The sequence below is a fragment of the Qipengyuania flava genome, from assembly GCF_019448255.1.
GTDB lineage: Bacteria > Pseudomonadota > Alphaproteobacteria > Sphingomonadales > Sphingomonadaceae > Qipengyuania > Qipengyuania flava_A.
On sequence record NZ_CP080410.1, the window covers coordinates 1,073,696 to 1,091,739 of the forward strand.

General features: G+C 65.4%; 19 protein-coding genes. 8 read left to right on the forward strand and 11 right to left on the reverse strand.

Annotated elements, in window-relative coordinates; translation table 11 throughout:
- Positions 1-43: 43 nt before the first annotated feature.
- Positions 44-1,897 carry a DUF885 domain-containing protein gene (locus KUV82_RS05250; RefSeq protein WP_219955832.1) on the reverse strand — a complete coding sequence of 618 codons (1,854 nt, stop codon included), beginning with the start codon at positions 1,895-1,897 and terminating at the stop codon, positions 44-46.
- A 66-nt stretch (positions 1,898-1,963) separates the two neighbouring features.
- Between KUV82_RS05250 and KUV82_RS05255 the strand changes: the two genes are divergently transcribed.
- Positions 1,964-2,173 (forward strand): hypothetical protein, encoded by a 210-nt coding sequence (locus KUV82_RS05255; RefSeq protein ID WP_219955833.1) that lies wholly within the window; start codon positions 1,964-1,966, stop codon positions 2,171-2,173.
- A 7-nt stretch (positions 2,174-2,180) separates the two neighbouring features.
- Here the strand turns inward: KUV82_RS05255 and KUV82_RS05260 are convergent, their stop codons facing one another.
- Both KUV82_RS05260 and KUV82_RS05265 read right to left on the reverse strand, forming a co-directional pair.
- Positions 2,181-2,846, reverse strand: a complete 666-nt coding sequence (locus KUV82_RS05260) for a TonB family protein (protein WP_219955834.1) — start codon at positions 2,844-2,846, stop codon at positions 2,181-2,183.
- A 153-nt stretch (positions 2,847-2,999) separates the two neighbouring features.
- Positions 3,000-3,656: an alpha/beta hydrolase gene (locus KUV82_RS05265; RefSeq protein ID WP_219955835.1), complete on the reverse strand. Its 657-nt coding sequence runs from the start codon at positions 3,654-3,656 to the stop codon at positions 3,000-3,002.
- A 180-nt stretch (positions 3,657-3,836) separates the two neighbouring features.
- Here KUV82_RS05265 and KUV82_RS05270 point away from each other — a divergent pair, with 180 nt between their 5' ends.
- The 3 genes from KUV82_RS05270 (at position 3,837) to KUV82_RS05280 (ending at position 6,452) form a co-directional block, all read left to right on the forward strand.
- Positions 3,837-4,799: a cysteine desulfurase family protein gene (locus tag KUV82_RS05270; RefSeq protein ID WP_258319882.1), complete on the forward strand. Its 963-nt coding sequence runs from the start codon at positions 3,837-3,839 to the stop codon at positions 4,797-4,799.
- 250 nt (positions 4,800-5,049) lie between these two features.
- Positions 5,050-6,126 carry a cysteine desulfurase family protein gene (locus KUV82_RS05275; RefSeq protein WP_219955836.1) on the forward strand — a complete coding sequence of 359 codons (1,077 nt, stop codon included), beginning with the start codon at positions 5,050-5,052 and terminating at the stop codon, positions 6,124-6,126.
- Positions 6,123-6,452: a 2Fe-2S iron-sulfur cluster-binding protein gene (locus tag KUV82_RS05280; RefSeq protein WP_219955837.1), complete on the forward strand. Its 330-nt coding sequence runs from the start codon at positions 6,123-6,125 to the stop codon at positions 6,450-6,452. The genes KUV82_RS05275 and KUV82_RS05280 overlap by 4 nt, the downstream gene beginning before the upstream one ends.
- Here the strand turns inward: KUV82_RS05280 and KUV82_RS05285 are convergent.
- Positions 6,449-6,958, reverse strand: coding sequence for a MarR family winged helix-turn-helix transcriptional regulator (locus tag KUV82_RS05285; RefSeq protein ID WP_219955838.1), 510 nt, complete (start codon positions 6,956-6,958; stop codon positions 6,449-6,451). The genes KUV82_RS05280 and KUV82_RS05285 overlap by 4 nt on opposite strands.
- Positions 6,959-7,062: 104 nt before the next feature.
- Between KUV82_RS05285 and KUV82_RS05290 the strand changes: the two genes are divergently transcribed.
- Positions 7,063-7,449 (forward strand): nuclear transport factor 2 family protein, encoded by a 387-nt coding sequence (locus tag KUV82_RS05290; protein ID WP_219955839.1) that lies wholly within the window; start codon positions 7,063-7,065, stop codon positions 7,447-7,449.
- Positions 7,450-7,472: 23 nt separating this feature from the next.
- Here the strand turns inward: KUV82_RS05290 and KUV82_RS05295 are convergent, their stop codons facing one another.
- Positions 7,473-7,745, reverse strand: a complete 273-nt coding sequence (locus KUV82_RS05295) for a metal-sensitive transcriptional regulator (RefSeq protein WP_219955840.1) — start codon at positions 7,743-7,745, stop codon at positions 7,473-7,475.
- Between the two features lie 74 nt (positions 7,746-7,819).
- Here KUV82_RS05295 and KUV82_RS05300 point away from each other — a divergent pair, with 74 nt between their 5' ends.
- Both KUV82_RS05300 and KUV82_RS05305 read left to right on the forward strand, forming a co-directional pair.
- Entirely contained in the window at positions 7,820-9,514 is a 1,695-nt protein-coding gene (locus tag KUV82_RS05300; protein WP_219955841.1) for a copper resistance system multicopper oxidase, read from the forward strand.
- A complete protein-coding gene (locus KUV82_RS05305; RefSeq protein WP_219955842.1) occupies positions 9,514-10,584 on the forward strand; it encodes a copper resistance protein B in 1,071 nt (356 codons plus the stop codon). The genes KUV82_RS05300 and KUV82_RS05305 overlap by 1 nt, the downstream gene beginning before the upstream one ends.
- Positions 10,585-10,605: 21 nt before the next feature.
- On the opposite strand, the gene KUV82_RS05310 is transcribed toward KUV82_RS05305, so the two are convergent.
- The gene (locus KUV82_RS05310; protein WP_219955843.1) at positions 10,606-11,556 is read right to left on the reverse strand and encodes a DUF4349 domain-containing protein; all 951 of its coding nucleotides are present in this window, start codon (positions 11,554-11,556) and stop codon (positions 10,606-10,608) included.
- A gap of 202 nt (positions 11,557-11,758) precedes the next feature.
- Positions 11,759-12,316 (reverse strand): type 1 glutamine amidotransferase domain-containing protein, encoded by a 558-nt coding sequence (locus tag KUV82_RS05315; RefSeq protein WP_219955844.1) that lies wholly within the window; start codon positions 12,314-12,316, stop codon positions 11,759-11,761.
- Between the two features lie 97 nt (positions 12,317-12,413).
- Between KUV82_RS05315 and parC the strand changes: the two genes are divergently transcribed.
- Positions 12,414-14,711 (forward strand): DNA topoisomerase IV subunit A, encoded by a 2,298-nt coding sequence (parC, locus tag KUV82_RS05320; protein WP_219955845.1) that lies wholly within the window; start codon positions 12,414-12,416, stop codon positions 14,709-14,711.
- Between the two features lie 239 nt (positions 14,712-14,950).
- Here the strand turns inward: parC and KUV82_RS05325 are convergent, their stop codons facing one another.
- The 4 genes from KUV82_RS05325 to KUV82_RS05340 form a co-directional block, all read right to left on the reverse strand.
- On the reverse strand, positions 14,951-15,481 hold the full coding sequence (locus KUV82_RS05325; protein WP_219955846.1) for a hypothetical protein: 531 nt from the start codon (positions 15,479-15,481) through the stop codon (positions 14,951-14,953).
- A gap of 228 nt (positions 15,482-15,709) precedes the next feature.
- A complete protein-coding gene (locus KUV82_RS05330) occupies positions 15,710-16,888 on the reverse strand; it encodes a CCA tRNA nucleotidyltransferase (protein WP_219955847.1) in 1,179 nt (392 codons plus the stop codon).
- Positions 16,885-17,487, reverse strand: coding sequence for a CoA pyrophosphatase (locus tag KUV82_RS05335; protein ID WP_219955848.1), 603 nt, complete (start codon positions 17,485-17,487; stop codon positions 16,885-16,887). Before KUV82_RS05335 ends, KUV82_RS05330 begins: the two co-directional genes overlap by 4 nt.
- The gene (locus KUV82_RS05340) at positions 17,484-18,032 is read right to left on the reverse strand and encodes a DUF1285 domain-containing protein (protein WP_219955849.1); all 549 of its coding nucleotides are present in this window, start codon (positions 18,030-18,032) and stop codon (positions 17,484-17,486) included. Before KUV82_RS05340 ends, KUV82_RS05335 begins: the two co-directional genes overlap by 4 nt.
- Between the last annotated feature and the right edge of the window lie 12 nt (positions 18,033-18,044).

Below are 18,044 nucleotides of genomic sequence, written 5' to 3' on the forward strand. Positions count from 1 at the left end.
TCCCACGATAGAAGAACGGCGGACAAATACTATTGTAAATGTATCATCCGCTTGCGTTTTCTATGTACCGTGCGACATTTCTTTCCAGCACATCCATCGGGACATTGCCGCCCAGGATGACCGCGTCGTTGAACGCCTTCATGTCATAGGCCGCGCCCAATTCCGCCTCGGCGCGGGCGCGCTGGTCGACGATGCGGCTGTGGCCAAGCTTGTAGCCCGTCGCCTGGCCGGGCCAGCTGCAATAGCGGTCCACTTCGCTTTCCACCTCGGCCGGCTTGCTGCCGTTGCGGGTGACGAAGAAATCGACAGCGCGCGCCCGGCTCCATCCCTTGGCGTGAAGACCGGTATCGACGACCATGCGGCAGGCGCGGAAAGCTAGGCTTTGCAGGTAGCCGAGCCGCCCGACGGTGAAATCGTCATAAGCGCCCAGCTCGTCCGCCAGCTGCTCGCCATACAGCGCCCAGCCTTCGCTGAAGGGATTGAAGGCCAGGATCGAGCGGATCAGCGGCAGGCGGTTCGAATATTCGCCCTCCCACACATGGCCGGGAATGGTCTCGTGATAGGTGAGATCGGCGAGGTCGTATTTGCGGTGGAGGTCGGTGGTGCGCAGGTTGATCCAGAAGCGCCCCGGGATGGTGCCGTCCTTGCTGCCCGCCCCGCCATAGGCGCCCGGCGCGCCGACTTCTTCGGCCACCGGGATGCGCACGACTTCCATGTTGGGATCGACCAGCGTGTTGAAGGCGCGCGGCATCTGCGCCTTGATCCACTCCACCCGGTCCCAGATGAATGCCATGATCTCCTCGCGCCCGGGATCGCCCTCGGCGAATTTGTAGCGGGGGTCGGCGGCGAGCGCCTGCATGCGCTCGCCCACCGAGCCGCTGGTATAGCCGATGGAGCGCAGGATCGGATCCATGCGGGCGTGAAGCGCCTCGAGTTCTTCGAGCCCCTGCTGGTGAACCTCGTCGGGCGACAGGCGCGTGGTCGTGCTGGAGCGCAGCGCCCAGGCGTAGAATTCGTCGCCGCGCGGGCGGGCGGACATGCCGGGATCGTCCGTCGCCACGGAGCGCTCGGCGCGCAATTCTTCGAGCTGGCGGGTCAGCGCCTCTGCGATCGGCCCGCTTTCGAGGGTCTTGGCGCGGTTGGCGTGGCTTTCGGGCATGCCTTTGGCAGCGAGCTTGCCCCGCAGGTCATCGGCAAACAGCTCGCCCTTGCCGGCGCTGGCGACGGTCTGTTCCATCTGGCGCATGGCCTTGTCGAGCAGGAAGGAAGGCGGAACCACGCCCATCTCGCGCGCGGCACGGATACGGGCGAGCTCGCCATCGAACACGGCGGGCATCTGCTCCATGCGCTCGATATAGGCGTCGGCATCGTCGCCGTTCTCGACCTTGTGGTTCGACTGCATGAAGCGCGGCAGCGCGAGGTATTCGCCCACGTTTTGGATGACGACATAGGGCGCTGTGCGCCAGTTACCGACAGGCGTGTCGCCATAGGGCAGGGCGAACCCGTCGAGCGCGAGGTCGTAGGCGCTTTCGACCACATCGAGATTGGTCAGCGTTTCGCTTTCGAGGCCCTCGCGCGGATAGGCGCGCACGCGTTCGAGGTCGCGGCGCAGCGTGGCGGCGTAGGCTTGCTGGCCTTCGGGTGACTGGTCTTCGAGCAGACCGCGCAGCGAGGCGTAGCGGCCGGTGTCGACCCCCAGCGCCGTGGCCCGCTCCGGCTCGTGGCCGAGGAGATTGTAGCCGACCACTTCAAGCAGGCGTTCCGCTCCAATGGCCCGCGCCTGCGTGACCGCTTCGGGGCGGGGGGCGTTGGCGCAACCGGTCAGGGCAAGGGCGGAGGTTGCGCCGAGCCCGGCGAGGGCTTGGCGGCGGGTGATGGCGGTCTGCTCTATGCTCATGCCAGCCCGTGTGCGGTGCGCGCGCAGGGCTGTCAAATGCCGCACGAGGACAGTATGGGAGGACGCATGCTCGATGCCGTCCTTTCCATCACCGTCCTTGCCGCGATCCTGCTGGTGCTGGGTGCCTTCTTCCTGTGGCGCCGTACCGGCAATGTGAAGAACGCGCTGCTCATGGTGCTGCTCGCCGTGGTGGCCCTGATGAACGTCGCCATCTGGACCTTGCCCGATGCGAGCGGCGAGGTCCCGCTCGACAAGATCGAGCAGGACGCGCGCTAATCCCCGCCTATTCGGGCACCTGCCACAGCACCGATCCGGTGTAGCTGCCCGCTACCGCTTCGCCATTGCCGCCGCGTGCCGGTTCGAACCGCGCGCGCTTGGTAACGAGGCGGCAGGTGGCTGCGTCGAGCTCGCCGTGCCCGGTAGAGCCGGTGACGGTGCAGCCGGTCACGCGGCCGTTGGCGGCAATCTCCAGCCGGAAGGTGGCAAGGCCGGTGAGGTCCTTGCGTATCCACGAGGGGCGGTAGTCGTCATTCGACAGCCACGCACCGGGATTGTTGCGCGGTTTGGCCGCAACCGGGTTGAAACTCGGCGCGGGGGTCGGCTTGGGAAGCTCAACGCCGAGGCCGGGCGAGGGCTTGGGCAGCGGGATGATCAAATCCGTTGAGGGAATGATCGGCGCTGTCGTGTCGAGGTCGAACTTGGGCTGCGGGATGTGAACCAGCGGCTCGGTCGGCTGCGTTGGCCTCGCTTCGACCGGATCGGCTGGCGGCTCAGGCGGGGGCGGCGGTGTCAGCGGGATATCGCGGACCTCCCAGGGCTTATCCACCTCGGCAATGACGCCCGTCACGGTAAGCCCGGTCACCAAGAGCGCCCCGACAGCGGCGTGCACACCGATCACGGCGGCCATGCTGGCGGGCGACGGCCTGCGGGTCTGATCGACAAAGGACATGGGGTTTCTCCTCTTCCATTTGCGGAGGCGTTTGCGACCTCTCGTTTGTGCAATGTTACAACATAACAGGAAAAGGAAAAGCGTTTTCGCGTTGCATTCCGCAACCTTAGCCGGTTTCGAAGGCCGGGTGCGGGGCGGAAAGCCCCGTGTTCGTCAGGTGATCGGGCAGCTCGGGTCGAGGCGGAAGTCGAGATAATTGTCGACCGACTTCATCAGCTCTGCCTGCTCATTTTCGAAGAAGTGGTTTGCGCGAGGAATTTCCTCGTGATGCACCGTAATGTGCTTCTGCGTGCGCAATTTCTCGACGAGCTTGGTCACCGCCTGCGGCTGGACGACCGTGTCCTGCGCGCCGTGGATGAAGATGCCGCTGGCAGGGCAGGGCGCGAGGAAGGAGAAGTCGTACATGCTCGCCGGCGCGCCGATCGAAATCCAGCCGCGGATTTCCGGGCGACGCATGAGAAGCTGCATGCCGATGAGCGCGCCGAAGCTGACGCCGGCGACCCAGGTGGTCTGCGCTTCGGGATGGACCTGCTGCACCCAGTCGAGCGCGCTGGCCGCGTCCGACAGCTCGCCAATGCCGTTGTCGAAGCTGCCCTGGCTGCGACCCACGCCGCGGAAGTTGAAGCGCAGCGTGGCAAAGCCGCGGTTGACGAAGGTCTTGTAGAGACGCTGCGTCATCTGCTCGTTCATCGTGCCGCCGCCCTGCGGGTGCGGGTGCAGGATCATCGCCACTGGTGCGCGCGGGCGCGGGGCGGGGGAGAAACGGCCTTCGAGGCGGCCTTCGGGGCCGGGAAAGATCACGGTCGGCATGGGAGGTGTACCCTGGTCGAAATGTCGGAGCGCTTGCGCCCGATAAGGCTTTGCGCGAAGTGGCGCGCTATATAGGGTTTGCCTGCCAAATCGCAATCATTTCGAGACCGTACCATTCCGGACCGCATCTACCTCGACCACGCCGCCACCACCCCGCTACGCCCCGAAGCGCGCGCCGCGATGGAGGAAGGCTTCGCGCTGTGGGCCAATCCGAGCAGCCCGCATGCCGAAGGTCGCAAGGCGCGCAGCCTGCTGGAAGACGCGCGCGAAAGGGTGAAGGGGGCGCTCGGCTGGGAGGGCGAGGTGATCTTCACCTCCGGCGCGAGCGAGGCGGCGGCGCTTGCGCTCGACAGGGCCAAGGCCGGCGCGCGGCTGGTGTCGGCGGTGGAGCATGACTGCATCCTGCAAGCCGTGCCTGACGCCGAGCGCGTGGCCGTGCGACCCGATGGCGCGCTCGACCTCGAAGTGCTCACCGAAGCGGTGCAGCGCGAACGGCCGTTGGTGGCGGTGCAGCATGTAAACTCGGAGACGGGCAACCGGCAGGATCTCGCGGCCATTGCCGGTATCGTCGGTCAGGCGGGCGGCCTGCTTCTGGCCGATTGCGCGCAGAGCGCGGGCAAGTTCGCGCTCCCGCCTTGCGACATGGCCATTGTCTCGGCGCACAAGTTCGGCGGGCCCATCGGTATCGGCGCGCTGCTGGTGCGCGACTACGCCCTGCTTGTGGCGAGTGGAGGGCACGAGCGCGGCTATCGGCGCGGAACAGAGAACCTGCCCGGCGCGCTGGGCATGGCCGCAGCGCTGGAGGCGGCCGGGGACCCCTATCTCGACCCGGATATCGCGGCGCCGCTCGAAAGCCTATCCGGCAGCCTCACTCTCGATACGCCCACGCCCTACATCCGCGCCATCGCCATGCCCAACATGAGCGCCAGCGCGCAGGTCATGCGCCTCGACATGGCGGGGATCTCGGTCTCGCAAGGTTCGGCCTGTTCCTCCGGCACCATGAAGACCAGCCGCGTGCTTGAGGCGATGCAGGTCCCGCCCGAAATCGCGGCCAACACGATCCGCGTCTCGCTCGGCTGGAACACGACGCGCGAAGAGGTGGAACGCTTCTGCGAGCTATGGCTTGAGATGGCGAAGGCATGACCCAAACCTTTTGGACCTGCTATCTGCGTATCTGCCAGTTTGCAGTCGTCGTACCGCTGGTCGAGTACTTAGCGTTCCGGACGATTTGGGCCTTGCCATTCGTGCTAGCCATGCTCGTCTTTCCGGTCCTCGCCTTGAAATGCCGGTCGTGTGGTCTGCATGCCTATGATCATCGCATCGCCACACATTTTCGCGGAGCCGAGACGCTGAGAAACTGTCCTCATTGCCAAGATCCCATGGTGGAACAGGCATGATCTACCTCGACTACCAGGCCACGACCCCGCTTGCCCCCGAAGCGCGCGATGCGATGATGCGCTGGCTCGACGGGCCGGGCGGCACCGGCTTCGGCAACCCGCATTCCGCGCACCGCATGGGCCGGCAGGCCAAGGCCGCGATCGAACTGGCGCGCGACCAGGTCGCCGCGCTGTTTCCCGCAGGCGGCCGGGTGATTTTCACCAGCGGCGCGACCGAGGCGCTCAACCTCGCCATTCGCGGTTCGGGGCAGGGCGGCACCGTGTCCTATTCCGCGATCGAGCATTCGGCGGTGGGCGACACGGCGCAGGCTGCGGGCAAGAGCCATGTGCTCAACGTCGCCAACACCGGCCAGTGCAACACCAAGCAGGACCTGCCCGCCGACACGCGGCTGGTCTGCGTCATGCAGGTCAACAACGAAATCGGCACCATCCAGCCGACGCTTGAATGGCACCGCAAGGCCAAGGGCGCGGGCGCGCTGTTCCTGTGCGATGCGGTGCAGGCCTATGGCCGGATCGAGGTGACCAGCGCCGACATGCTCGCGATTTCCGCGCACAAGTTTCACGGCCCCAAGGGCGTGGGCGCGCTGTGGGTGCGCGACGGGGTGGACCTGGCCGAGGTGCAGACCGGCGGTGGCCAGGAATTCGGGCTTCGTTCGGGCACGCTCAGCCCGGCGCTGATCGCCGGAATGGGCGCGGCGGCGGCCGAAGCGAAAGAGCGCATGGAGCAGGACCGCGATCATGTGGAAGCGCTCTGGAACCGGGCGCGCGAGCTGTTTGCCGACTGGACGCTCAACGGCAGTGAGGACGCGCGCTGGCACGGCAATCTCAACATCCGCCGCGACGGGCTCGATGTGGGCCGCCTGATGAGCGAGGTGCGCGACGTGATGTTCAGCGCGGGCAGCGCCTGCGCCAGCGGATCGGGCCGGCCCAGCCACGTGCTGAAAGCCATCGGCCTTTCCGACAAGCAGGCGAAAAGCTCTATCCGGATCGGTTTCGGGCGCTACACCACCCTGGAAGACATCGAACAGGCGGCCGCGACAATCAACGCCGCAGCAAAGGTGCAGGACTTGTGAAAATCGCGTTTGAAACCTCCGGCGGCGAAACCGTGACGGCCGAGGCCGAGCCGGGCGACAACCTCTTGCGCGTGGCGCAGGGCGCGGGCCTGCCGCTGGAAGGGACCTGCGAGGGCCAGATGGCCTGTTCCACCTGCCACGTGATCGTCGCCGACGAATGGTTCGGCCGACTGGAAGAGGCGAGCGAGGAAGAAGAGGACATGCTCGACCTTGCCGCCGGCGTTGCCCGCACCAGCCGCCTCTCCTGCCAGATCGAGCTGACGGCGGAGATGGACGGTCTCACCGTGCGCATTCCCGCCGAGAGCCACGATATGCGGCGGTTCTAAGCCGCTTCCTCGCGGAAGTCGGCGGGTATCGGACAGGTATGGCAAACGCTGTCGTCGCACAGGCGGCACAGGCGGCAACGTTCGGCATCGGGCGGATCCATCGCCGTCAGCATCTTGTGAAGCAGCCCGGCAAGAGCCTCATCGTCTTCGGGCGACAACCCATCCAGCATGGGACGGATCGCGGCCAGGCGGCCCTTCAGCAAGGCTTCGCGCTTGGCGTGCCCTGCCTCGGTAAGGTGAAGGGCAACCGAGCGCTTGTCCTCGCCCTTGCGTCGCTCGACAAGGCCGTCGGCTGCGAGCCGATCGACTAGGCGTACTGCGCCTGGATGTGAGAGGTTTAGTGTACGCCTGAGCTGTTCGTTGGTGGGGCCGAAGCCGTAACCGATCACGACGATGGCGGCCGGCGATTCCCCGACATGGTTGAGAATCTCGCGCGCGGCGTCCTCAATCCGGTTGGCGATGGCGAGGGAGACGACGCCCAGTAAGTTGGCGGTGTAATCGGACATAACTCGGTGCTTATGTGCGGAATGCACATATTTCAACTTGACGATATGTGCGCTGCGCACATAAATTCCTTTCTACACGCTGTTCGCGGCGCAAGGGAAAGGAAATGGACGTGACGGATTTCGATGGCAGCGGTCTGAGCGCAGAGCATCTCGATTATTTTGAGCGATTCAAATCCTTCTGGGATGCCCCTTCCGGTGAGCGCGTTGCCGAGATCATCGCTCCGGACGCACGCATTACCTTTTCCGGCCAGGGCACCTTCACCGGCGCCGAATACATCGAGGTGATGGGCGGGATGCTGGACGCGATGGAGGGCCTGGAAGTGACGCCACTCGACTGCGCCGGCAACGACGAACTGCTGTATATCTACTGGCGCACGAGCGCGCTGATCAACGGTGAGCGGCGCGAATACAACGGCGTCGACCGCTTCCGTATTCGCAACGGCATGGCGGTGGAAGAGCACGTCGTTTTCGACACGGCCGTGCTCGCCTGAGGTACTTCTGCGGGCCGGCGCTCCTAGCCGCGCCGCTTTTCCAGCAGGTCCACCAGCTCCTCGAACTTTTGGCGCTGCTCGGCTTCATCACCACTGGCGATGGCCTCGTTCACGCAGCAGGCCGCGTGGTCTTTCAGGACCTGCGATTCCACCTTTGCGAGGGCGGATTTGATCGCCTGGATCTGGTGCAGGATATCCATGCAATAGCGATCGTCCTCGACCATCTTGGCAACGCCGCGCACCTGCCCGGCGATCCGGTTCAATCGGTTGGTTTTGGCAAGCTTCGCGTCACTCATGAAAGACACCCGTTGTCATACCCCATGGGGGTATATATATCGCCTACAACCTGAGGTTGCCAGCAGATTTCTCGATGACCGTTCTTACCCGCCGTTCCCTGATCAAGAGCACCGCCGCGCTTGCCGCGGCGAGCGCCCTGCCGATGCCCGCATGGGCGCGCGGAGCCTCCATGAGCCATGCATCCAAGGGCTTCGGCGAACTGTCGGGCAGCGATATCGAGCTGTCGATCGGCGAGCACTCCTTCATGACCGGCGGCCGCATGGGCCACGCCTTTGCCGTCAACGGCACGGTGCCTGGCCCGCTGATCCGCCTGCGCGAAGGGCAGGACGTGCGCCTCCACGTCACCAACAACCTCAGCGAAGACAGCTCGATCCATTGGCACGGCCTGTTGCTGCCTTTCCAGTTCGACGGCGTGCCGGGTGTGAGCTTCCCCGGCATCCGCCCCGGCGAGCGTTTCACCTACGAATTCCCGCTGCGCCAGAACGGCACCTATTGGTGGCACTCGCATTCCGGCCTGCAGGAACAGGCAGGGCACTATGGCCCGATCATCGTCGAGAGTGCCGATCCTGACCCGCGTTACGACCGGGATTATGTGGTGCTGCTGAGCGAATTCACGCCGATCCACCCGCATGAGATCATGCGCAAGCTCAAGGTCGGCGAGCACTATTTCAACCGCCAGATGATGACCGCGACCGAAGGCGAGATGCCGGGCGAGATGCGGCGCATGTGGGGCGAGATGCGGATGAACCCGCGCGATATCTCCGATGTGACGGCGGCGACCTACACCTACCTCGTCAATGGCCACGGCCCGTCCGACGATCTCCAATTCGCATTCGCGCCCGGCGAGCGGGTGCGCCTGCGTATCATCAACGGCAGCGCGATGACCTTCTTCAACGTGCGCATTCCGGGCGTCTTGATGACGGTCATCCAGGCCGACGGGCAGTATGTCGACGAGGTCGAGGTCGACGAATTCCAGATCGGTGTCGCCGAAACCTACGACGTGATCGTTGCGCCGCCCGCCGGCAGCCATGCGATCGTGGCCGAGGCGATGGACCGTTCGGGTATGGGTGTGGCCAGCCTGACGAGCCACAAGGGCCATATTGCGACCCCGCCGCCGCTGCGCGAGCCGGTGACACTGACCATGACCGACATGGGCATGATGGACCACGCCGCCATGGGCCACGATATGGGCGCGATGGACCATTCGATGCGCGACACCTCCAAGCTGCCGGAGGACGTGAAGGTCGGCCCGGGCCTCGACATGGTCGCGCCGAGCCCCGTCAACCGGATGGATTTTCCCGGCCTCGGCCTCGACAAGGTCCCGCACCGCGTCCTGCGCTACACCGACCTCAAGGCCAAGCGGATGAACCCGCACCGCGAAGTCGACCGGGAGATGGAAATCCATCTTACCGGCAATATGGAACGCTACATGTGGAGCTTCGACGGCAAGAAGTTCACCGCCGCAACCGACGATCCGATCCGCTTTGGCTATGACGAACGCGTGCGGGTGACGCTGGTCAACCAGACCATGATGGCGCACCCGATCCACCTGCACGGGCACTTCTTCGAGCTGGTCAATGGTGCCGACCACATGCACCAGCCGCTGAAGCACACGGTGGTCGTTCAGCCGGGCGGGAAGGCAACCTTCGACCTCACCGCCAACGAGCCGGGCGACTGGGCCTTCCACTGCCACCTGCTCTATCACATGCACGCTGGGATGATGCAGGTCGTCACTGTGCGCCCCTTCCCGGACGAGGGTGAAGCCTGATGCGCGCGTTGCTTCTTGCCGCCGCTGCGCTGACACCCGGCGCGCTCGCCGCGCAGGATCACTCCGGCCACGGCGGTCACGCGGGCCACGCACAGCATGCGCCTGCGGCCGAAGCGCCGGAGGTCCACCACTGCGCGATGGGGCACCTGTCACCCGAAAAGTGCCCGCCGAAGGGTGAGGACAAGGCGGCACCGTCGATGGACCATTCGACCCATGGTGCTCATGGGCAGGATGCAGCGGCGCCGCCGCGCATGGATCATAGCGGAATGGACCACTCGGCCCACGGGGCCGGCGCCGACAAGTCTGCTCCCGATGCTGCGCCGGAAAGCGCCGTGCCCGCGCGCGCCTTCGAAGGGCCGCGCCATGCCGCCGACGCGGTCTGGGGTGCCGAGGCCATGGAACCCAGCCGGCGGCAGCTCGCCAAGGAAAACGGCGGCATGCGGACCGGCATGGTGCTGGTCGAGCGACTGGAAGCCCGCATCGATGCCGGCGACGGCGAAGACGGCTATCTGTGGGACGCGCAGGCCTGGTATGGCGGGGACGTGAACCGCCTCGTCCTCAAGACCGAGGGTGAGGGCGAGTTCGGCGGGGCGGTCGAAGACGCCGAGATACAGGCGCTCTACAGCCGCGCGATCGGGCCCTTTTTCGACCTCCAGGCCGGTATCCGGCTCGACCCCATCGACGGCACACGCGGCTATGCCGTGGTCGGCGTGCAGGGCCTTGCGCCGTACATGTTCCACGTCGACGGCGCGCTGTTCCTCTCCGACCAGGGCGACCTCACCGCGCGGGTGGAGGCCGAATACGACCAGAAGATCACCCAGCAGCTGATCCTCCAGCCGCGGATCGAGATCGAGGCGAGCGCGCAGGACATTCCCGCACGCGGTATCGGCGCGGGGTTCACCAAGATCGAGCCGGGCCTGCGCCTGCGGTATGAATTCGTGCCCGAGTTCGCACCCTACATCGGTGTCGAATACGAAGCGAAGCTGGGCGAAACCGCCGATATCGCGCGCCTTGCGGGCGAGGATCCGGACGGTTTCAAACTGCTGATCGGCCTGCGCGCCTGGTTCTGACCAGCGCTCGCTGAGCGGGGATCAGGACGAACCGGACGCGTTGCCCTCGCGCCGCCAGCCTTCGCCGATACCGGTCGAAAACCCTGCTCGGCGCCACAGGCGAAACGCGATCCAGCCCAGCAGGCCCATCGGAACGATAACCGCCAGCAGCACCATCAGGACGCTGATCATGGTGCCGAAGATCCCGCCAAGCGAATTCCACGCGCTGCGGATGGGCTCGGCAAAGCCGCCCGTTGCAGGCCTTCCGCTTTCGTAGGACACGGTCATGTTCGAATAGGCGACCCGGCCCCGCATCTCGGCAAGCCAGCTTTGCGCCTGGTCGATCTCTTCGTTCACCTGCGCCACGCCGCGTTCGGCCGCGACCAGCTCGGAAACCGTGCCGCGGCGGTTGCGCAGAACATCCATCAGCCGGTCGCGCAGGACGGTACGGGCGCGCAGCCGCGCCTCGGTGTCGACAATGCGCTTGGACAGGTCCTCGCCCTCGATAGAGGAAGACACCAGTTCGCCGTCTACCTTGCCGCTGGCCGTTGCGAGTTCCTTGCCGAAACCGCGCGCGTCGCGAGCGCGAACCGCCAGAGTCAGGCTGCCGTAGGCGTAATCGCCTTCGTTTTCGGCCTGGTCCATCGAGATGATGCGGCACACGTCCGGCCCCCTGGCCTCGCACATGTCGGCGTGGCGTTCCTGCAGCGGCTTGATCGCGTTGGAGGGGAGGCGGAAACCATAGGCATAGCGGTAAGCCACCTGCGGCATACCGACGGGGATCGCGCCGGAGGCGCTGATCGCTTCGGACGCGTCCGCCTCGAGCATCTCAGCCGTGGCCGGTGCCGGAGGCGGGGCCTGCATGTCGTAGCTCGCCATCTCCGCCGCCTCGACATCCATCGAGGCAACCCGCTCGGTGACCGCGTCTTCGGCTCCGCTGCACCCGGCCAAGGCCAGCGGCGCAGCCGCGCATGTCAGAAGGATTCTCCTCATATCGCACTCCTCTCTCATCACCCGCCCCATTTGTGCCTTATTTTTGCCACAATATGAACACAATCAAAACACAATTTAATTGATGTTACAACATATCTTGTTGCATGCAAACTTCGCCCTTGAGTAAGGTGCTGAGTGCAAAGCAAAAAGCCCCACCGCATTGCTGCGGCGGGGCCCTCGCTGTGAGCTGTTATCTAGCGGATCAGGCCGCCTCGAGCTGGCGCTCTTCGATGGTCGCGCCAAGCGTATCGATCAGCGCCTTGCTGAAGGCCGGGATGTCGTCCGGATTGCGGCTGGTAATGATCTGGCCGTCCTGAGCGACTTCCTGGTCGACGACGGTCGCGCCGGCGTTCGAAAGGTCGGTGCGGATGGAGGGCCAGCCGGTCACGGTCTTGCCGTCGATGAGGCCGGCTTCGGAGAGCAGCCAGGGCGCGTGGCAGATGGCGGCGATCGGCTTGCCGGCCATGCCGAATTCACGGACGATGGCGACGGCGCGATCGTTCATGCGCAGGATGTCGGGGTTCATCTGGCCGCCGGGCAGCAGCAGGGCGTCATAGCTTTCGCAGCTGGATACCTCGTCGACCGTCTTGTCGACGCTGACGCTCTCGCCCCAGTTGCCGTCCTGCCAGCCCTTGATCTCGCCGCTTTCGAGACTCACCACTTCGGTCTCGATACCGGCCTTCTCCAGATTGGCCTTGGGGCCCATCAGTTCCGACTGTTCAAAGCCATCGGTGGCGAGGATCATAACGCGCTTCGTCATAGGTAACTCCTTGATTTCGTGTTACCCGTTCAATGCGTGGGGAAAGCGGGCCGTTCCGTTCTTCTAGGTGAGCCGTGGCAGTGGTAGGGCGGATTGCATGGCCGCCAACGACACGACTCTCGACAGCGATAAAGACCCCTTCGACGCCATCGTCGATGCGCCCTTCGACAGCGCACTTTCGGAGCGATATCTCGTCTATGCGCTGTCCACGATCACCGCGCGCTCGCTTCCCGACTTGCGCGATGGCCTGAAGCCGGTCCACCGCCGGCTCTTGTGGACCATGCGCCAGCTGAAGCTCGATCCCTCGAGCGGCTTCAAGAAATCGGCCCGCGTGGTGGGCGAGGTGATCGGCAAGTACCACCCGCATGGCGATACCGCTGCCTATGACGCGATGGTCCGCCTCGCGCAGGATTTCGCGCTTCGATATCCGCTGGTGGAGGGCCAAGGGAACTTCGGCAATATCGATGGCGATAACGCGGCCGCCTACCGCTACACCGAAGCGCGCCTGACGAAGACGGCGATGCGCCTGATGGAAGGCCTCGACGCCGGCACGGTCGATTTCATCCCGACCTACAACAACGAGGAAGAAGAGCCGGAGATCATGCCGGGCCTCTTCCCCAACCTGCTCGCCAATGGCGCGAGCGGGATTGCGGTCGGCATGGCGACCAACATCCCCAGCCACAACGTCGCCGAAATCGTCGATGCGACGCTGGAAGTGATCGACAACCCGCATGTCGAACATGCGCGGCTGATGGAGATCTTCAAGGGACCGGACTTCGCCACCGGCGGCATCGTCGCCGAAAGCGCAGAGACCGTTGCGGCTGCCTATGAGACCGGGCGCGGGTCCTTCCGTGTGCGCGGCCGCTTCCACGCGGCCGAGGCCGAGAAGGCCGAGGACCGCGATGCGGGTATCGAGCGGCTGGGTGGCGGCCAGTGGCAGCTGGTCATTTCCGAAATCCCCTACCAGGTCGCCAAGGGCAAGCTGATCGAACAGATCGCGCAGGCCATTGCCGACAAGAAGCTGCCGATCCTTGAGGACGTGCGCGATGAAAGCGACGAGCAGATCCGCATCGTGCTTGTCCCGCGCAGCCGCAACGTCGATCCGGAGCTGCTAAAGGAAAGCCTCTACAAGCTGACCGACCTCGAAACGCGCTTCGGCCTCAACCTCAACGTGCTCGACGCCACGCGCACGCCAATGGTCATGGGGCTCAAGGAGCTGCTCAACAACTGGATCGCCAGCCAGATCGACATCCTCCAGCGCCGCAGCCAGCACCGGCTCGACCAGATCGCGCGGCGGCTGGAACTGGTCGAAGGCTACATCATCGCCTTCCTCAACCTCGACCGCGTGATCGAAATTATCCGCACCGAGGACGAGCCCAAGCCGGTGATGATGGAGGAATTCAAGCTCACCGACCGTCAGGCCGAGGCGATCCTCAACATGCGCCTGCGGTCCTTGCGCAAGCTGGAGGAAATGCAGCTGCGCACCGAAAAGGACGAGCTGCTCAAGGAACAGGACGAGCTTGAAAAGCTGCTCGGCTCGCCCGCCCGCCAGCGCACGCGCCTGAAGCGCGATCTCAATGGCCTGCGCAAGGAATATGGCGAGGATACCGAGCTTGGCGCGCGCCGCACGCGCATCCAGGAAGCCGCCCCGGCAGTCGAATTCAGCATGGACGCGATGATCGAGAAGGAGCCGGTGACGGTCATCCTCTCGCAGAAGGGATGGGTACGCGGGGCCAAAGGCCACCTGCCGCTGGACCAGGAATTCAAGTACAAGGAAGGCGACGGCCCGGCCTTCGTCCTCCACGCGCAGACCACCGACAAGCTGCTGCTGATCGGTGACGATGGCCGCGTGTTCACGCTGGGCGCGGACAAGCTGCCCGGCGCGCGCGGTTTCGGCGAGCCGGTGCGCAACACGCTCGACATCGACGGGGCGACGCGGATCATGGCGGTCCTTGTCCACCGCGAGGGGCTTGAGGTCCTGCTTGCTGCAAGCACGGGCAAGGGCTTTGCCGCCTCGACCGAAGCCATGCTGGCCGAAACCCGCAAGGGCCGCCAGGTGGTCAACCTGCCGGGCGATGCGCGCCTGATGGTGGCCCGCCCGATCGAGGAGGGGCACGATCATGTCGCCGTGGTGGGCGAGAACCGCAAGCTGGTGGTCTTCAACCTCGAAGAGCTGCCGCGTCTTGCCAAGGGGCAGGGCAACAAGCTGCAGAACTACCGCGACGGCGGCCTGTCCGATGCGACGACCTTCACAATGGAAGAAGGCCTGTCATGGCAGATGGGCGGCAAGGGCGACCGCACCCGTACCGAAAGCGAAATGTGGCAATGGAAGGTCGCGCGCGGCGGCGCCGGCCGCCTCCCGCCGCAGGGCTTCCCGCGGGACAACAAGTTTTAGGTTTGTGATCGGGTGCGCCTTCGACATCCGTCGAAGGCTTGCTGTTCCATCCCGCTCCCCCTCCCGGCCACCCACGGCACGGTATTCTATGGGTGGCCGGGAGGGGGAGCGGGATGGAACAGCCCTAGGGAAGTGCGGATGCGCTTCACGCACGCAACAAACAAACTCGCACCCAACAAAAAGAGCCGGGAGCGCGTGAACGCTCCCGGCTCTTTTTCTAGCCCCGAAAGGCTCTCGGCTTATTCGCCGGTCGCGTCGGCTGCCGGAGCGGCCTGCGCCATCGCAGCGTCGATCTGCGCGTTGGTGAGGCGAGCCATCAGGCCGGTGTCGGTTGCGCTGAAGTATTCGCGCAGCAGCGTGACCTTGTTCGCTTCGTCGCCGCCGCGGGCCACAACGATGTTGTCGCCGTCGATTTCGAGGACGGTGCCGAGCGGAGCGTTGGCTGCGTCGACCACGGCCGCATCGACCACCAGGGCGGCGTCGCGCTTGGCAGCGGCTTCGGCGAGCTGTGCGTCGATCATGCCGTCGAGCTGCGCCTTCGTCACGGTAATCGTCGGGCCGGCTTCACCGACGCCGTACATGCTGACAGCGAGGGGAACCTGGTGCTTGCCGGTGTCGAGCACGGCGGTGCCGTTTTCGACCGAGACGATGGTGCCCACGGCGTTGCCTTCGGGGCCGGTCACGGTCACGCCGGTGACGACCTGGTCGTTGGCAAGGGCGGGGGTGGCGGCGAGGGCAACAGCAGCAACGGCCAGCTTCGCGAACTTCATAATGCAACTCCAAGACTTGGTATTCGAAACACGCGGCTCTCCCACACGCGGGACGCGCGATAGAGCCGGCTAAACTGGAAAGAGCGGGATAGGGTATTGGCCTGGGCCACCCGCCGGTTCCGCTAGGGAACGGCCACTCTATTTCACGGAATGCGTCTTTTTGCAACCGCGTGACGGTTTTGCTGCATTGCACCTTAAGCGAGCCTTAAGAGACGCAAACCATGCGGTTTAGGATGCGGCAAGTTCCTCTTCGAGCAACTCTTCCACACGCGAGCGGGGCGGAAATTCCTCCTCAATCCAGCGTTTTTCGATGCGCTGCAACATACGCGCGACTTCGGGACCCTTGGCCACGCCGCGCGCCACGATCTCCCCACCTTTGAGCGGGAAGGCCGGGGCCTCCCAGCCAACAACCGGTGCGGGATCGGCGCCGATCAGCAGCAGGCGATCGACCGCGCAGTCGGTGCCGACCGTATAGGCGAGCCCGCGCGCGTGGTCCGCGTCATCGGGGCTTCGCTGGGCCACGCACATCAGCCGTTCGCGCTGCTGGCGCGACAGGCGCAGGCGGGCCGCCACTGTCTCGGCGACCGGCGCGATGGCCGGGAGGAGCGCCGCCATACGGCGCATGGCATCGGGGGCAAGGCGGGCCCTGCCCTCGGCCTCGACCAGTCGGGCGAGCTGCGCCACTTCGCGCGCGCCGCCTTCGGGCAGGACTTCCTGCAGCACGCCAAGCTCGCGCATGAGGGCAATGGTGGCAGAAGGGTCGGGCAGGGCGAGCAAGCTCTGCAACTCACCGCCGACCCTCTCGCGGCTGAGGCCTTTGAGCGTGGGGGCCAGCGCCTTGCAGGCCGCGCTCGCCTCTTCGTCCCATCCGCCGCCGAAACGGGTTGCGAAGCGAAAATAGCGCAGGATCCGCAAGTGATCCTCGCGGATGCGGGTTTCGGCATCGCCGATAAAGCGCACGCGCTTGGCCTCGAGGTCGGCAAGCCCGCCGAAGTAGTCGTCAACCGCCAGCGTGTCGGGATGGGCGTAGAGCGCGTTGATGGTGAAATCGCGCCGCGAGGCGTCGTCTTCCCAGCGCTCGCTGAACGCAATCGTGGCGCGGCGGCCGTCGGTGGCGACGTCGCGGCGCAGGGTGGTGACCTCGACATTGCCGTCGTCGAAGACCGCAGTGACGGTGCCGTGGTCGATGCCGGTCGGCACGGTGCGGATGCCGGCCGCCTTGCACAGGTCGATGACGCGCGCGGGTGCATGGCGCGTCGCCGCGTCGATATCGTTGCTTTCAAGACCGAGCAGCGTGTCGCGCACGCAGCCGCCGACCCAGCGGATGTCATCTGCGCCCAGCGCTGCGACCAGTTTCGCAAGGCTCGCGCGCTGCGTCCAATCGGCCCGGGGAAGATGCACGGTCATGCCCGTGTCTCCAGCCAGTCGATCCGGCGCGACAGGTTCCAGCAAATGGCGGCTGTGACGCCCCAGATGCGGTACCCCTCGTGGTCCATTTCCAGATACTCGCGCATCGCCCCTTTCCAGAACACTGAATTGCGGCTCCATTGCGATGCATCCATCAGCTTGTCGAGCGGGCATTCGAACCAGCTTTCCACTTCGCGCGGGTCGGGCCGGATGGGCAGGTCGTGCGGAACCGTGGCGAGCACGGGAGTAATGTCGAAGCCGGTGCCGGTCTGGTAGCGGTCGGTCGTCCCGATGATGGAGACATGTACGGGGTCGATGGAAAGCTCCTCCCACGCTTCGCGCAGGGCGGCCTCGGTCGCGGTTTCGCCCGTATCGAGCTTGCCGCCGGGAAAGGCCACCTGGCCGGGGTGGTCGCGCATGGTACGCGGACGCTGGGTGAGCAGAACCGTGGGGTCGGGCCGCTCGGTCACGGCGATCAGCACGGCGGCGTCGGCCGTCCGGTCGAGATCGGCAAAGCGACTGTCCGACATCAGCTCACCCACATCGCGGGCGTGGCCATGCTCGAACAGCTGCGTGAGACGGTTGAAGATCGCCGTCATGCGGGCAGGAGCGAGAAGGTCTCGCCGCCGCTGGCAACGGTCCAGTCCTCGCCGCGTTCGAGCGCGATCTGCGCCAGCTGTTCGTAGGTGGAGCGGTTGAGGCGCGCTTCGCAGCCGCGGCGTACGTGGAGGTAGAGCGAGGGGCTGTCCGCATCGCCCCCCGCGCGGATCGGATTGTCGGGCCCCGCAACTACCAGCTCGTCGGTGTTGAGGCGGAAGGCGAGGTCGCCTTCGGTCTCGCTCACATCGGTGGCGATGAAACAGGCGTCCTCCACCTCGATGGAGAGCTTCTGGTAGGGCACGACCAGCCAGTAACTGCCGTCCTCCTCGCGGTTGAGGAGGCCCGCAAAAGCGCGCACCATGGCCGGGCGCGTGATCGGCGAACCGTCGTGATACCAGGTGCCATCGGCAGCAATCCGCATGTGGCTTTCGCCCACGTTTTCGGGCGACCACTGCTCCACCGGCGGCAATTTGCGCTCGGCCACCGCCTCCGCGATCTGGCCGAGCGACATTCCGGCGAGTTCGGGGGGCGGTGTGTAAGGCACGCGTGAGCGATG